Below are 13660 nucleotides of genomic sequence, written 5' to 3' on the forward strand. Positions count from 1 at the left end.
GGCGCTTTGCTGCGCCGTCCGTTGTCATGGGTGGGCGGCAAGGGGCCGGCGAGCCCGCGCGAAGCCGAATACGCGGGCCGGTGTATCGCGCAGCACCACGTCGCGCAAGCGGCGTTGCGGTAGCCATGCGGACAGCCAGTCCAGGCAGTCGGCGTAGCGTATGCCGCCGCCATGCGCTTCATGGCCGACCCACGGAAAATCGCTGCCCCACATCAGCCGCTGCGGCCCGCCCGCGTCCAGCAGCGCGTCGACGTAGCGGCGCGGCTCCGCGCCCCCCAGGCGATAGGGCGCCGAGAGCTTCACCCACGCCTGGCCGGCCCGCACGGCCTTGAGCACCTGCACGAATCCCGGCCCGGATACGCCCTGTTCGGGATCCGGGCAGCCGAAATGATCCAGCACCACGTCCACCCCATGGTCGACCAGGCGCGGCAGCACGCGGGCGGTGGGCGCGTCCTCCAGGAACAACTCCACATGCAGTCCCAGCGCGCGGACGTGGCGCAGCAGCCCGGCATAGGCCGGCGTATCGATGTCGGGCAGGGTAGCGCGGCGCACCCAATTCAGCCGGATCCCGGCCACGCCCATGTCGCGCATGCCGGCCAGCGTTTCGACGTCGATGGCCGGATCGACGATGGCCGTGCCGGCAAGCCGTCCCGGATAGCGGCTCAGCGCATCCAGCAGCAAGGTGTTGTCGGTGCCCAGGAAGCTGGGAGCCGTCAGGACGCCGTGCGACAAGCCGTGCGCGTTCAGCAGACCGATGAATTCGTCGACGTCGACATCGCGATGCGGCGCCGAGTGGCGCTCCGGAACCAGCCGCGCCGCCTGCCGCATCACATGTGCGTGGGCATCGACGCCGGTCACCGCCATCACGTCTGCTGTCGCTTCCATGTTTTGGATTATGTGATAGGGTTTCCGATTCATCCAATTGGATATCTGGCCCTTCTTTGATAAGGAATTCCAATGAGGAAGTTTTCGCTCGCGCAGTTGGAGGCCTTCCTCTGGATCTGCCGGCTGGGCACCTTCCACGCGGCGGCGGAAAGGCTGAATTTGACGCAGCCGACGGTGTCGCTGCGGATACGCGAACTGGAATCGGCGCTGGGCGCGCGGCTGTTCGAGCGGCGCGGCAATGGCATGCGCCTGTCGGCCGAAGGCACCATCCTGCTGCGCTACGCGGAGCGCGGGCTGGACCTGTTCGACGAAATGGAGGACCGCCTGCGCACCGGCGACGTGCTGCAGGGCTCGCTGCGCCTGGGCGTCTCGGATACCTTCGCGATGACCTGCCTGCCTGAGCTGGTCGGCACGCTGGAAACCGGATATCCCCGCCTACGTATCGAGCTGACGGTGACCAACAGCACCGTGCTGTCGGACCTGTTGATGCGCAAGAAGCTGGACCTGGCTTTCCTGACCGAGCCGCGCCAGCATCGCAGCATCGTGGTCGAGCCGCTGGGCAGCACCGACGTGGCGTGGGTGTCCAGCGCCAGTAAACCCATCGGTCCGGACGTGCTGCGGCCGCGCGACGTGCTTGGCGTTCCCATCCTGAGCGTGACGCCGCCCTCGCCGCTGAACGATCTGCTTATCGATTGGTGTACGTCGGATGGTTCGCCGCCACCTTCCTTCAGCACCTGCAACAACATCGCGGTCATTGCCAGGCTGGTGGTGGCGGGCGTGGCTGCCAGCGTGCTGCCCGTGTGCGTGGTGCAGCGCGAACTGGACTCGGGGCAGCTGAGGCGCTACCGGCAGGATCCGCCCTTGGCGCCGCGGGTCATGTGCGCGGCCTATCCCATGACGTCGCGCGGTTCGGGCATGGATGCGGTGCTGGGCATCGCGCGCGCGGCGTTTACCCACACGGGCCTGTTCGATCCCGTGTGAGGGCGCGCAGTCTGTCCGCGGGGCCGGCGTTCGCCATCCGGCTGCCCCACGGCGCCTGCTGGAGGATGATGTGGGCGGCCGTTCAGGAGCGGTCGCATTCGCGGGACATGCCCCGCGCGGGAACGGAGAGGATGGCCTCCACGGTCAGCCCCACGGCCAGCAGCTGGCGGTCGCCATGCGGCGGGCCGTCGATTTCGATGCCCACGGCATGGCCCTGCGCGGTATATCCCGCCGGCATGGCCAGGCCGGGCAGCCCGGCATTGCTGGCGGGCAGCGTATTGCGCAAGTAGGCATAGTTGGCCGAGACGGGCTGGTCGTTCAGCGCGACAATGCCATGGGTGGCCGCGAGCGGCCCCGCGACGGTGATGGTGGTCGGCAGGACGATGCCGTCCAGCTTGTGCCGGCAGAACTGCTCCAGGAACATGCGCCGCAGTGCCGGGCGGTGTACGCGGATCGCGGTTTCGTAGCGTTCGGGGCAGACGCGGTGCGGCGATCGTGGCGCGATGAAGTTCTCGATGAGTGCGCGGACATCGCCGCTTGCGGCATCGCGCGCCAGTTCCGCCATCGACACGCCGGTTCCATGGCTGCGCAGATAGCGTTCCATGGCGGGCCAGAACTCCGCGAAGCCGATGGCCGCGCCCGTGGTTTCACTGAGTTCCGCCAGCCCGGGCATGTGCAGGTCGATCACGCACACGCCGCTGTCGCGCAGGCGTTGCAGCGCCGCCTGCGTCAGCCGCTGCACTTGGGCGTCCAGTCCTTCCAGGAAGAAATCGGGCACCACGCCCAGCCGTATGCGTTCCGGCCTGGCCGCCACCACCGGCCGCTGCGAACCCGTAATGACCTGGTCCAGCAAGGCGACGTCCGCCACGGTGCGCGCCATGGGGCCCGGTGTGTCCCGCGTGGGACTGACCGGCGCCACGCCGTCGCCGGGATATCGGCCCACGGTGGGACGCAGCCCGACGATGCCGTTCAATGCGGCAGGAATGCGGATCGATCCCGCGGTATCCGTGCCGATCGCGGCGTAGGCCATCCCGAGCGCCACGGCCACCGCGCTGCCGCCGCTGGAACCACCGGCCAGCCGCGATGGATCGCGGGCGTTGCGCACATCGCCGAAGCAGGCGTTGTGCGAGGTCACGCCCAAGGACAATTCATGCATGTTGGTCTTGCCGACAAACAGCGCGCCGGCCTCGCGCAAGCGGTGGACCAGCGTGGCGTCCCGCGCCGGCCGGAACCCCTGCAATCCTGGCGTCCCGGCGGTATTGGCGAAGCCCGCCACATGCACGTTATCTTTCACTGCGATGGGCAGCCCCTGCAGGGATACGGGCGCCAGCGCGTCGCCCTGCATCGCGCCATGGGACCGTTCCAGTTCGGCGTCGTATGCCGTTGCAATGAAGGCGCCGAAGTCCCGGTATTGCGCATGGCGGCGTTGCGTCGCATCGACCAGGTCGCGCGGCTGTATGGCGCGCCGGCGCAGGGCCGCGATCGCCTGGGTGAGCGTGAAATCGGCAACATTCGCGGGCAGCGCCGCGGCGCGAAACGGCAGTAGCACGGGGTCTTTCCTTCAAGCAAGGCGCTTGCGAAGCGCGAGATAAAGCGCGAAGTTGGCCACGCCGAACCCCAGCATGGCGCAGCCGAACGCGGCTGGCCGATGCCCCGTCAGCGGGCCGATCATTTGCGCGGCCAGTGCCGCGCACGAAAGCTGCAGGAAGCCGGCCAGACCCGACGCGCTGGCGGCGTGGCCCGGCACGGCGCCGATCGCGGCCGCGGTGCCCAGCGGCAACAGGAAACCGTTGGCGAAGGTCAGCGTGGATACACCGGCCAGCAGAAGCAGCGTGGACGCCGGCAACAGCGCCAGGCCGGCGCCCAGGGCCACGCCGGCGCCCAGGAACAGGCTGCAGCCCTGGCGGTACAGCGCCGCGCTGCCGATGCGCGGCGCCAGCGCGCGGGCGACGATATTGCCCGCCACATACGCGAGCGACAGGCTGATATAGGCATAGCCCAGCCCGCTTGCCGGCACGCCCTGCGCCAGCAACAGAAAGGCCGATTCCGACAGGTAGGCGAAATAGGCCGCTTGCGATACCGCGATGATGGCAGCGTTGAGGCGGAAGTCCGGCGTCCGCAGCACCGTGCGGTAGGCAGCCAGCGCGCCGCGCGCCCATGCTGGCGAGGGCGCCGGCCTGGGCAGGCTTTCGGGCAAGGTCGCATAGACCAGCAGCCCCAGCGCGGCCCCGAACGCGGCGGTGAAGAGAAAGCATGCCTGCCAGCCCAGCGCGGCGTAGAGCAGCTGTCCCAGCACCGGGGCAAGCGCGGGCGACATGCCGACCACGATCGATACGCCCAGGAAGAAGTTGCGCAAGCTGTCGCCCTGATGGAAATCGGCCGCGATGGCGCGGCCGACCACGATGGCGCCGCAGGCGCCGGCGGCCTGCAGCGCGCGCCAGAACAGCACCGCGTCGTAGTGCTCGGTATAGGGAATGGCCAGGGACCCAAGGGCGTACGCGGCCAGCGACGCCAGCAGGGGAATACGCCGCCCGATCGCGTCCGACAGCGGTCCATGGATCAATTGGCCCACGGCCATGGCATACAGGAACACGCTGAACAAGGCCTGGATGTCGGTGGCCCCGCGGGCGTAGACCGCCGACAGGGCAGGCACGGCGGGCAGGAAGATGTCCGTGGCGACGAAGCCGCACACGGACGTCAGGGCGACCAGCAGAGACAGATGGCGCGGCGCGGCCGCCGATGCGCCGCTAGGCCATGGCATGGGCCGTCCTCTGCGTCGAACGCTGGATCGCGGCTTCGATCAGGACGGCGACGGACGCGGCAACCGGTTGCCGATATACCGTGTAGTGGTCGGCGGGCACGTCCTGCACGTGCAGCCACTTCAACAGGGCCGGCCATCCTTGCAGGCTGTCGCGGGTGTTGCCGGTGCAACGTATGAACAGCGACTGGCCTTCGAAGGCGTCGCGCGGCGTGTGCGTTTCTGCCGCCTGGTTGTTGGCGATCCACATGGCCAGGCCCTGTTCGACGTCGCGCAGCGTGGCGTCCGCGGGCAGGTGCCCGCCACGGATGCCCATATCCCGCAGCAGCACATTGCGCTGGCCGACCGGCATGGCGGCCAGCGCGTTGCGGGTCGGCGCCTGCGCGCCGCCGTTGACCAGCTTGCGCGCATAACTGGCGATGAAGTCCAGGGTATCCGCGCCGGTGGGCCGGCTGATGTAGGTATCCAGCAGCACCAGCAAGGCCGGCACCTTGCCTTGCGACTGCAGGTGGACGGCCATCTCGTAGGCGACATTGCCGCCGAAGCTGTAGCCGCACAGCACCAGCGGGCCGTCCGGCTGCCGTGCCAGCACGTGTTCGGCATAGCGTCGCGCCATGCGCCGCAGGTCGGTTTCATAGGCGCCGCCGTCGTCCAGCGGCTCGCACGCGATGCCGTAGGATTCCATGGCCTGCGCGGATTCCGCGATGTCCCGGTAGCACCAGATGCCGCCGCCGGCCGGATGCACGAACCACACCGGTTGCGCGCCTGCCGGTCCACCCAGCCTGGCGGCCGCCATCGGCAGCGGGCGCGTGCCGGCGTCGTGGACGGCGGCTTCCACCATCCGGATCAAGGCGCCCAGCGTGGGCTGTGCGAACAAGGCGCTGGCCGACAGCTGCAGATCGAAGTCCCGGTTCACCGTGGCGATCAACTGCATGGCAAGCAGGGAGTGGCCACCGGCACGGAAGAAATGGCTGTCGTCGCCGCTGCCATGCGGCAGCAATCCGGACCAGGCGGCCCGCACACGCGCCGCCACGTCGTGCGCGGCCGCGTCTCGCGTACCGGATACGGCATCGGCCGTGGCTGCCCCAGGCGCTTGCGTGGCGTCCGGCGGGGCCGCGGGCACCGCGCGCGCGGTGCTGAGCGCCCGTACGGCGGCGCGGTCCCGCTTGCCGTTGGGCAATACCGGAAACCGTGCCAGCCGGGTATAGACCAGCGGTTGCATGAAGCCGGGCAGCGCCGACGCCATGGCCTGCCGCGCGGCGGCCTCGTCCCAGTCGGCCGCATCGATATCCAGGAACACTTCGATCTGCTGCGCATCGTTGACGATGGCGACGGCGCCGCGCAGCGCCGGTGTCGATCGCGCGAGCGCATGTTCGATCTCTTCCAGTTCGATCCGCAGTCCGCGCAGCTTGACCTGGTTGTCGGTGCGTCCCAGGAAGACATAATCGCCCTGGGCGTCGCGCCGGACGCGGTCGCCCGAGCGGTAGGTGCGGCCGCCGGTATCCGATGCGCCGAAGCGCGCCGCGGTCAATCCCGGCTGGCCGTGGTAGCCGCTGGCCACGCCGGGCCCGTCGATGATCAATTCGCCCGCACCATCCGTCCCGTCGGCCGCATCGATGTGAAAGGTCGTGCCCGGCAGCGGACGGCCCAGCGGGACCGGGTCGCGCGTATCGGTGTCGCCGGGCGTGCAGATATGGAAGGCGCATTGCACGGTGGCTTCGGTCGGCCCGTAGAGATTGACGACCGGGATGGGCAGATGGGCCTGGATGCGGCGCACCAGCGGCCGCGGCAAGGGTTCGCCGCCGCTGAACAGCAGGCGCAGGCTGGCCAGGTCGCGCAGCGCCGCGGGTTCGGCCAGCGCGTGCAGCATGGCGGGCACGGCTTGCAGCAGGGTGGCGCCGTGCTGGCGTGCCGCATGCGCGATGGCCTGCGGCGTGTTGTCGGCGATGACCATGGTGGCGCCGACCATCAGCGGCGCCAAATACTCCCAGACCGACGCGTCGAAGGCCGTGGGGGTTTTGTGGAGGAACACGTCTTCGGCGCTGCACGCGAATTCGCGGATGAACCAGTTCATGTGGTAGGCCAGGGCGTCGCGGGAAACCACGACGCCCTTGGGCCGGCCGGTGGAGCCGGACGTATAGAGCAGGTAGGCGGGGTGCCCGCCATCGGCCGCTGTGCCGGCCAGGATGCTTGGTTCGTCCCCGGCCGCGGACGGCGCCGCAAGGACCTCGATGGCCAGCGTCTCCGGCGCGCCGAAGCCGCGATGCTCGCTGTCGCCGATGACGTAGCGGGCTTGGCTGTCCGCGATGTACAAGGCCAGCCGGTCTTCCGGGTAGGAAGGATCCAGCGGCAAGTACGCCGCGCCGCATTTCAGGATACCCAGCATCGCCACCACCCATTCGATGGAGCGGTCCAGCGCGATGCCCACCATGGTGCCCGGGCCGGCGCCCAGTGCGTGCAGGCGGGCCGCCACCCGGTCGGAGGCGATTCGTAGTTCCGCGTAGGAGCAGGCCTGGTGGCCTTGCCGGATGGCGGGATGGGCCGGCAAGGCGCGCGAGGCAAGATCGAAGTGATCGAGAGGGAAGGACATGCGCATGGCGACCGCCCCCTTTAGCCGTTGACCACGCGGGGCCGATCGTCCGCGAAGTGCTTCGCATGCTGAGCCAGCGAGCGTACGTTGACCGTTTTCATCAACCAGCGATTGCGCAAGGCATCCGGGTCGGGCACCTGTCCCACGTCCTTGTTGTGCAGGCAATCGTTGTTGGCCGCGCCGACCAGGTCCCCGGGCAGGATCTGGACGCGTCTCTTGAGCTTGTGCAAGGCGGTGATCAGCGCTTCGACCGCGCGCGTGGCGCGGGGAGTGAGCCCGCGCGTCCGGTTCTCGAAAAAGCGGATATCCGTCGGCGTCGCGCCGCCCAGCACGGGGTGCACCTCGGCTTCGCCCAGCTGCACCTTGCTGTTGTGCAAGGTCAGGTCGTCATAGGGCGTATGAAACTCTTGCCGGCGCAGGTCGGCGCAGACGTCCTCGCCCAGTTCGGCCAGCAGTTCCTTGTTGCGGACGTAGGAGGTATAGACCTGGTTTTGCGGCGAAGCGCGCAGGCCCAGGATGTTGACCCAGTCCGGCCGCACGAAATGATTGGCCAGGTCCTTGTGGAAATAGATGGGCTTCATCGCCTTCTGCGATTGGGTATCCGCCAGGCTTTTCTTGGGATGTATGTCCTGGAAGATGTCGCCGTCGTTCACGTTGGCGTAGCCGATGGGCTCCTGGCCCATCAGCCTGGCGTACAGCAGCAGGAAGGCTTCGGCGACGTAGGTGCGCTTGCGGGCGCGCTTGTCGCCGACCGGGTCGTCGAAATCCAGGTAGGGCAGTGCCTCGTCGATGGGGCAGTTGCGCAGGACGACATAGGGGTCTTCATAGCTGTCGGCGTCGCGGCGTGCAGCGCAGCAGTCCAGGAAAGCGTCGGGCACGTGGCCATCGCGGATCACGGCGTCGACATGCGCTTCGAACTGGCCATAGCGGGCATAGGGATTCACATCGATCGCCGTCAGCGCGCGCTGCAGGCGGGCGGAATCCTGAGGGGTGAAACAAAAGTCCACGGTTAATTCCATCATGGGGAGACCTCGTGCGGCAGGAAGGCCGGATGGGTGCATCCGGTTTGGCCGCGGCAGAGTAGGAGAGCCGCCGCGCCTGAGTCGGTCCCGGAATGGAATATCGGACAGCATTACTTCAGGCACTGTCGATCTCGGACTGATCGCGTGTCCCCTGACATCACCGTTATCAGAGGTATCCCTAGTTCTCGCGTCAGGCTACCGTCAGCTACGATTTATTCAGTTAGAAGTCAGTTTACTGTGGGTTGTTTGAAAGATATGCGGCCAGGGCAGCGGCCCGCCGTCGCGCCAGCGCGCTTTGCCGCGGCGCAATAAGAGCAGCTCCGGGCGGACCGCCGTCACGGTGCACCGCTCCCCCGGGACGCTTCAATGTCCCGGGACAAACAAATCAACGACAAGGGAGGCAGCGTGGAGCTTCTACAGAATCTTGCACTTGGCTTTTCCGTGGCCGTCTCGCCGGAAAACCTTCTCTATGCGCTGCTCGGCTGCATCCTCGGCACTCTGGTGGGCGTGTTGCCCGGCCTGGGGCCCGTGCCGACGATCGCGATGCTGCTGCCCATCACCTATGTGCTGCCGCCCATCGCCGGCCTGATCATGCTGGCGGGGATTTACTACGGGACGCAGTATGGCGGCTCCACCACGGCCATCCTGGTGAATCTCCCGGGCGAAACCTCGGCGGTGGTCACCACGCTGGACGGCCACCAGATGGCCCGCAACGGGCGCGGTGGGGCCGCGCTGGCCCTGGCCGCCATCGGCTCTTTCTTCGCCGGCACGGTGGCCACCACCATCATCGCGGCGTTTGCCCCGCCGTTGGCCGAAGTGGCGTTCAAGTTCGGCCCGGCCGAGTATTTCTCGCTGATGGCGTTGGGGCTGATCGGTGCCGTGGTGCTGGCGTCCGGATCCATCGTCAAGGCCATCGCCATGATCATCCTGGGCCTGCTGCTGGGCATGGTCGGCACGGACGTCAATTCTGGTGTCGCGCGCTACGACTTCGGCATTCCCGAACTGCAGGACGGCATCGATTTCGCCATCGTGGCCATGGGCGTGTTCGGCTTCGCCGAAATCATGACCAACCTCGAATTGAAGGACAAGCGCGTCGAGATCTCCGACAAGGTGGGCTCGCTCTATCCCAGCCGGCGCGAATTCCGCGAGGCGGCGCCGGCCATCCTGCGAGGCACGGCGCTCGGGTCCTGCCTGGGCATCCTGCCCGGCGGCGGGGCGACACTGTCGGCATTCGCGTCCTACACGCTGGAGAAGAAGGTATCGCGCCAGCCGGAGCGCTTCGGCAAGGGGCATCCGGCCGGACTGGCCGGGCCGGAATCCGCCAACAACGCGGGCGCGCAGACGTCGTTCATTCCGCTGCTGACGCTGGGCATTCCGGGCAACGCGGTGATGGCGCTGATGGTGGGCGCCATGACGATCCACAACATCCAGCCCGGGCCGCAGGTCATGTCCAGCCACCCGGACCTGTTCTGGGGCCTGATCGTGTCGATGTGGATCGGCAACCTGATGCTGGTGATATTGAACCTGCCGCTGGTGGGCCTGTGGATCAAGCTGCTCAAGGTGCCGTACCGGATCCTCTTTCCCGCCATTCTGGTGTTCTGCACCATAGGCGTCTATTCCTTGAACTACAACGCCTTCGATATCTTCGTCACGGCGGTATTCGGCGCCGTCGGATATCTCTGGGCCAAGCTCAAGTGCGAAGGTGCGCCGCTGCTGTTGGGCCTGGTCCTGGGCCCGATGATGGAAGAAAACTTCCGCCGCGCGCTGCTGCTGTCGCGCGGCGACTTCCTTACCTTCGTCCAGCGCCCGCTGTCGGCCAGCCTGCTTGGCGCCGCGCTGGCGCTGGTGGTCATCGTCGCGCTGCCCGCGATACGCAAAAAGCGCGAGGAAACCTTCGTCGAGGAAACCTAGGGCACGTTGACGCTGGAAAGAGTTCGGCCGGCGCCAACAGGCCCTAGGCCTCCGCCGCCGGGCCCGTCGTGCCTTGCAGCGCCAGCCGCTGCAGGCACTCCATATCGAAGGTCTCCACGCACTTGGCGACTTCGTCGTAGAAACCCGTGTAGCGCGGGTACAGCACGCGCGTCTCGACGACCCAGTTCTCGATTTCGGACAGCTCGCCGTCGCGCGCGAGCCGGGACAGGACCAGCCGCGCCGCAAGGGGCGGCGCCTCCAGCTGGGGCGCGGCTGCCGCGTACGCCGGCGTGCGGCCCATCGGGCGGGTGGCGACGACGGACGGCCCGATCAGTGTGATGGGGATGACCAACGAGAACCGGTTGCCGCGCTCCGGTGAGCTTTCCAGCTGGACGGTGCCGCCCATCCCGTTGGCGATGCGTTCGACGATGAACAGGCCCAGCCCCAGGCCCGATTCGCGGCGGTGTAGCTGCCTGAACGCGGCGAAAATCCCGGCCTGGTCTTCGGCCGCGATGTGAGCTCCGTTATTGAATACGCCAAGTTCAAGCTCGGCCTGCCGGTCGGCGTGGCGCCGTAATCGCGCTTCCAGACGTACCGTGCCTTCGGTGGTGAATTTCGCGGCGTTGCCCAGCAGGTTCAGCACCGCTTGCCGCAACCGCTTCCCGTCCAGCCAGACCCGGGCGGGCAGCGTCGGCGCGGGCAGGTATTCGAAGGTGTTCCGTTGATGTGCGCACAGTGCGATGCCGAAGTGCGCCAGCTCCTCCAGCAACGCCGGAAGATCGACTTCCTCAGGATGCAGTGTGAAGGGCTGCAGCTCTGATTTGCTGTAGGCGAGTACCTCGTCGATCAGGCCGAACTGATGGCCGATGCTGCGTTCGATCACGTCCAGGTAGGCATGCTGTGCCGGCGCGGCCGCTTGCCGCAACAGCCGGATATAGCCGCTGATGATGGCCAGCGGCGCGCGCAGGTCATGGCCGACATAGCTCAGGATCGTGGCTTGGCGGTCGGCATCCCGCGCGGGCAGGATGCGCGGCGCTACGGCCGGCGCAGCCGCCGTCGATCCATGCGTCGTCGCGGCGCGGGCAGCCTGGGGCGCCGTGTGGGCCGCGGCGCATGCGGGCCGGACGTCCGCCCCCGCGGGCCGTGCGCGATCCGCATCCGGCGCGCCGGCGGCGGGCGGCAGGGCGCGTGGGCGGCCGGTCGCCAGGGTGCGCCGTCGTCGCGATTGTCCCGGTTGACGCGCCGCCCACAGCGTCAGCACGCTCAGGTTGCCCATCGTCGCCAATACCGCCAGGACCGGCGAGCCGGAACGCAGGATGAATGAAACGGGGATCAGCGGCGTTTCCAGGCGTGGACCCGTCGTCCTGATGAGGCCATCGGCGGCGATGAAGCAGGCGGACAAGCCCAGCAGCAGGGCGGTGGAGCTCGCTCCCCGTGGCAGCGGCGGGGACAGCGCGGTGCGCGCACGCCGCGCCAGCAGCATGGCCGATACCAGCATGTATGCCGCGAACGCGCAGCACAGCGCCTGGAACAGCCCGACGGCAACAGGCAGTGGCAACCGTGCGGGACCGCGAGGCAGCAGCATGGCCAGCAGCAGGCATCCGGCCAGCATCGCGGCCACGGCGGGATACACCCGCGCACCGGGTATCGGGGCAGTGTCGCGGCGCGCCGCGCTGCGCACGAACATCGCGCATAGCACCAGGTAGACGACGTCCAGCGTCAGTTCAAGCCGATAGCCCCAGGTGCCGTCCAGCGGCCATAACAGGCGTTGCAGGTATTCGCGGGCCGTGGCCTCACGCCACAGCGCCGCTGCGGCAATCACGGCTATCCATACGAATTGACCTCGCCGCGTGATGACGCCGGCCAGCAGCATGCACCAGACCAGTGCGCCGGCCACGCCGACCAGGACGCCGTCCGCACTGGTGGTCATCGTGACGGCCGCGCTGTACAGGCGCGAGGTGTACAGCACCGGGTTCAGTGCAGAGGGGCTATGGCTTTTGATTTTTACCCACACCGATACCGTTTCGCCGGGCGCCATCACGAAAGGGAGGATGGGAAAGCGGCCTAGATCCGCCTGCTGCAGGATAGGCACCAGCGTGCCGGCCCTGGCGTGCCGGATTTCATTCCCTTGCCGTAGGTAGAAATCGACATTCTCGAGATGTGGCGCGCCTGCCACCAGCACCAGGCGCCGCGCCGCGCCGGTGGTATTGGTCATCGCGATGCTCAGCCACCAGGCGGAATGCGGGTGCGTGTTCGTTCGCATTCTGCTTTCCGCCGGGTGAAAAAAATCCGGGTTCTCGTCTGCGAGTTTTCGTACTTGGTCGAAGTCGAGTGTGCCGGTACGGTCTTCGTAGACCATGGCGGAGGAACGGAGGGGAAGGGCGAATTCCTGGGCGCTGGGCAGGGGCAGCATGTCGGCGGCGCCCGCGTGGGTCGCCATCCCTATGCCGAGCAAGGAGGCGAGGGTCAGGATGCCGTTGACAAAGCGTGTTCTGAGTGCCCGCATCTTGTGGTGTAGGGATGCGCGTCGACGTGACGCTGTACGCAATGCACGTTGTTCGGACCCCAGGGGCTCGCCCAAAAGTAGGCCACCGTAAGGACACCTTAGTGCTTAATACTGCAACAGATCCTCGCGATGCGCCAGGGTTTCCTCTGCAGCCGCCGCGTGCCGGCTGTGACTCCTTTCGTATAGAACCGCAAGAAACCGTGATGCCGCCGCTTGCTGCACCGCGTTCAGCCCGGCGAAGGGGCCGGGTATGTCACTTGCCAACACCGGAAGTTTGCGAACCGGCACGTGGTAAGCCGGCTTTCCCGGAGATGTCCATGCCTTCTTCCCCCAGCAACCCCTTAATGCAACGGCCGCCGTCCGGCGGTGCCGATGACGGCTTGAACCGTCCGGCGCGACGCACTTTCCTGGCCGGCATCGGCGCGGCGGGTCTTTCCGCCGGCGCGGCGGCGCATCTGGTCGCCGAGGCGGCCCCGCAAGGCGCGTCCACCACGACCGATGTCCCCCTGAACCATCACCCGGCCGCGAGTGCGCCGGAAGGAACTGTCCCCATGCGCTTGTCGGTGAACGGCCAAGATCATGAACTGAATCTGGATCCCCGCACGACCCTGCTCGACGCGCTGCGCGAGCATCTTCAGTTGACCGGCACGAAGAAAGGCTGCGACCACGGGCAGTGCGGGGCCTGCACGGTGCATGTGAACGGCCGCCGGGTGAATTCCTGTTTGAGCTTCGCCGCCGCGCATGAAGGCGACACGATCACCACCGTCGAGGGCCTGGGCCAGCCCGGACGGCTCCATCCGATGCAGGCCGCGTTCGTGGCGCACGACAGCTATCAGTGTGGCTATTGCACGTCCGGCCAGATCATGTCCGCCGTGGCCATGATGCGCGAGCCGTGGGGGCCGGCGGATGCCGACGTGCGTGAAGCCATGAGCGGCAATATCTGCCGTTGCGGCGCCTACCCCAACATCGTCGCGGCCATCCAGGACGTACGGCGCAAGGCCTAGGAG

9 protein-coding genes are annotated in these 13660 nt (G+C 67.6%); 3 read left to right on the forward strand and 6 right to left on the reverse strand.

The annotated features are described in order from the left end of the window. Positions 1–24: 24 nt before the first annotated feature. The gene (locus AKI39_RS03445) at positions 25–885 is read right to left on the reverse strand and encodes an amidohydrolase family protein (RefSeq protein ID WP_158515145.1); all 861 of its coding nucleotides are present in this window, start codon (positions 883–885) and stop codon (positions 25–27) included. Between the two features lie 72 nt (positions 886–957). Between AKI39_RS03445 and AKI39_RS03450 the strand changes: the two genes are divergently transcribed. Then, entirely contained in the window at positions 958–1866 is a 909-nt protein-coding gene (locus AKI39_RS03450) for a LysR family transcriptional regulator (RefSeq protein WP_066632414.1), read from the forward strand. An 82-nt stretch (positions 1867–1948) separates the two neighbouring features. Here the strand turns inward: AKI39_RS03450 and AKI39_RS03455 are convergent, their stop codons facing one another. The 4 genes from AKI39_RS03455 to AKI39_RS03470 are packed head-to-tail and all read right to left on the reverse strand — an operon-like array spanning position 1949 to position 8236. Then, the gene (locus AKI39_RS03455) at positions 1949–3415 is read right to left on the reverse strand and encodes an amidase family protein (RefSeq protein ID WP_083228598.1); all 1467 of its coding nucleotides are present in this window, start codon (positions 3413–3415) and stop codon (positions 1949–1951) included. Between the two features lie 12 nt (positions 3416–3427). Further along, complete coding sequence (locus tag AKI39_RS03460) at positions 3428–4627, reverse strand: MFS transporter (RefSeq protein WP_083228599.1); 1200 nt, start codon at positions 4625–4627, stop codon at positions 3428–3430. After that, a complete protein-coding gene (locus tag AKI39_RS03465; RefSeq protein WP_158515146.1) occupies positions 4614–7214 on the reverse strand; it encodes an amino acid adenylation domain-containing protein in 2601 nt (866 codons plus the stop codon). The genes AKI39_RS03460 and AKI39_RS03465 overlap by 14 nt, the downstream gene beginning before the upstream one ends. Before the next feature lie 20 nt (positions 7215–7234). After that, positions 7235–8236 carry a hypothetical protein gene (locus AKI39_RS03470; protein ID WP_076879658.1) on the reverse strand — a complete coding sequence of 334 codons (1002 nt, stop codon included), beginning with the start codon at positions 8234–8236 and terminating at the stop codon, positions 7235–7237. Between the two features lie 405 nt (positions 8237–8641). Here AKI39_RS03470 and AKI39_RS03475 point away from each other — a divergent pair, with 405 nt between their 5' ends. Continuing rightward, positions 8642–10147, forward strand: coding sequence for a tripartite tricarboxylate transporter permease (locus tag AKI39_RS03475; RefSeq protein ID WP_066642086.1), 1506 nt, complete (start codon positions 8642–8644; stop codon positions 10145–10147). Positions 10148–10190: 43 nt separating this feature from the next. On the opposite strand, the gene AKI39_RS03480 is transcribed toward AKI39_RS03475, so the two are convergent. Continuing rightward, positions 10191–12587, reverse strand: coding sequence for a 7TM-DISM domain-containing protein (locus tag AKI39_RS03480; RefSeq protein ID WP_066632417.1), 2397 nt, complete (start codon positions 12585–12587; stop codon positions 10191–10193). Between the two features lie 383 nt (positions 12588–12970). Between AKI39_RS03480 and AKI39_RS03485 the strand changes: the two genes are divergently transcribed. Continuing rightward, positions 12971–13657 (forward strand): (2Fe-2S)-binding protein, encoded by a 687-nt coding sequence (locus tag AKI39_RS03485; RefSeq protein WP_235610741.1) that lies wholly within the window; start codon positions 12971–12973, stop codon positions 13655–13657. Positions 13658–13660 lie beyond the last annotated feature (3 nt).

The sequence above is a fragment of the Bordetella sp. H567 genome, assembly GCF_001704295.1.
GTDB lineage: Bacteria > Pseudomonadota > Gammaproteobacteria > Burkholderiales > Burkholderiaceae_B > Bordetella_C.

What these genes read in the sequence shown, in the direction of transcription:
- AKI39_RS03445 (WP_158515145.1), bottom strand. Translation starts at nt 885, where the DNA reads ATGGAAGCGACAGCAGACGTGATGGCGGTGACCGGCGTCGATGCCCAC.
- AKI39_RS03450 (WP_066632414.1), top strand. Translation starts at nt 958, where the DNA reads ATGAGGAAGTTTTCGCTCGCGCAGTTGGAGGCCTTCCTCTGGATCTGC.
- AKI39_RS03460 (WP_083228599.1), bottom strand. Translation starts at nt 4,627, where the DNA reads ATGCCATGGCCTAGCGGCGCATCGGCGGCCGCGCCGCGCCATCTGTCT.
- AKI39_RS03465 (WP_158515146.1), bottom strand. Translation starts at nt 7,214, where the DNA reads ATGTCCTTCCCTCTCGATCACTTCGATCTTGCCTCGCGCGCCTTGCCG.
- AKI39_RS03470 (WP_076879658.1), bottom strand. Translation starts at nt 8,236, where the DNA reads ATGATGGAATTAACCGTGGACTTTTGTTTCACCCCTCAGGATTCCGCC.
- AKI39_RS03480 (WP_066632417.1), bottom strand. Translation starts at nt 12,587, where the DNA reads ATGGCGACCCACGCGGGCGCCGCCGACATGCTGCCCCTGCCCAGCGCC.
- AKI39_RS03485 (WP_235610741.1), top strand. Translation starts at nt 12,971, where the DNA reads ATGCCTTCTTCCCCCAGCAACCCCTTAATGCAACGGCCGCCGTCCGGC.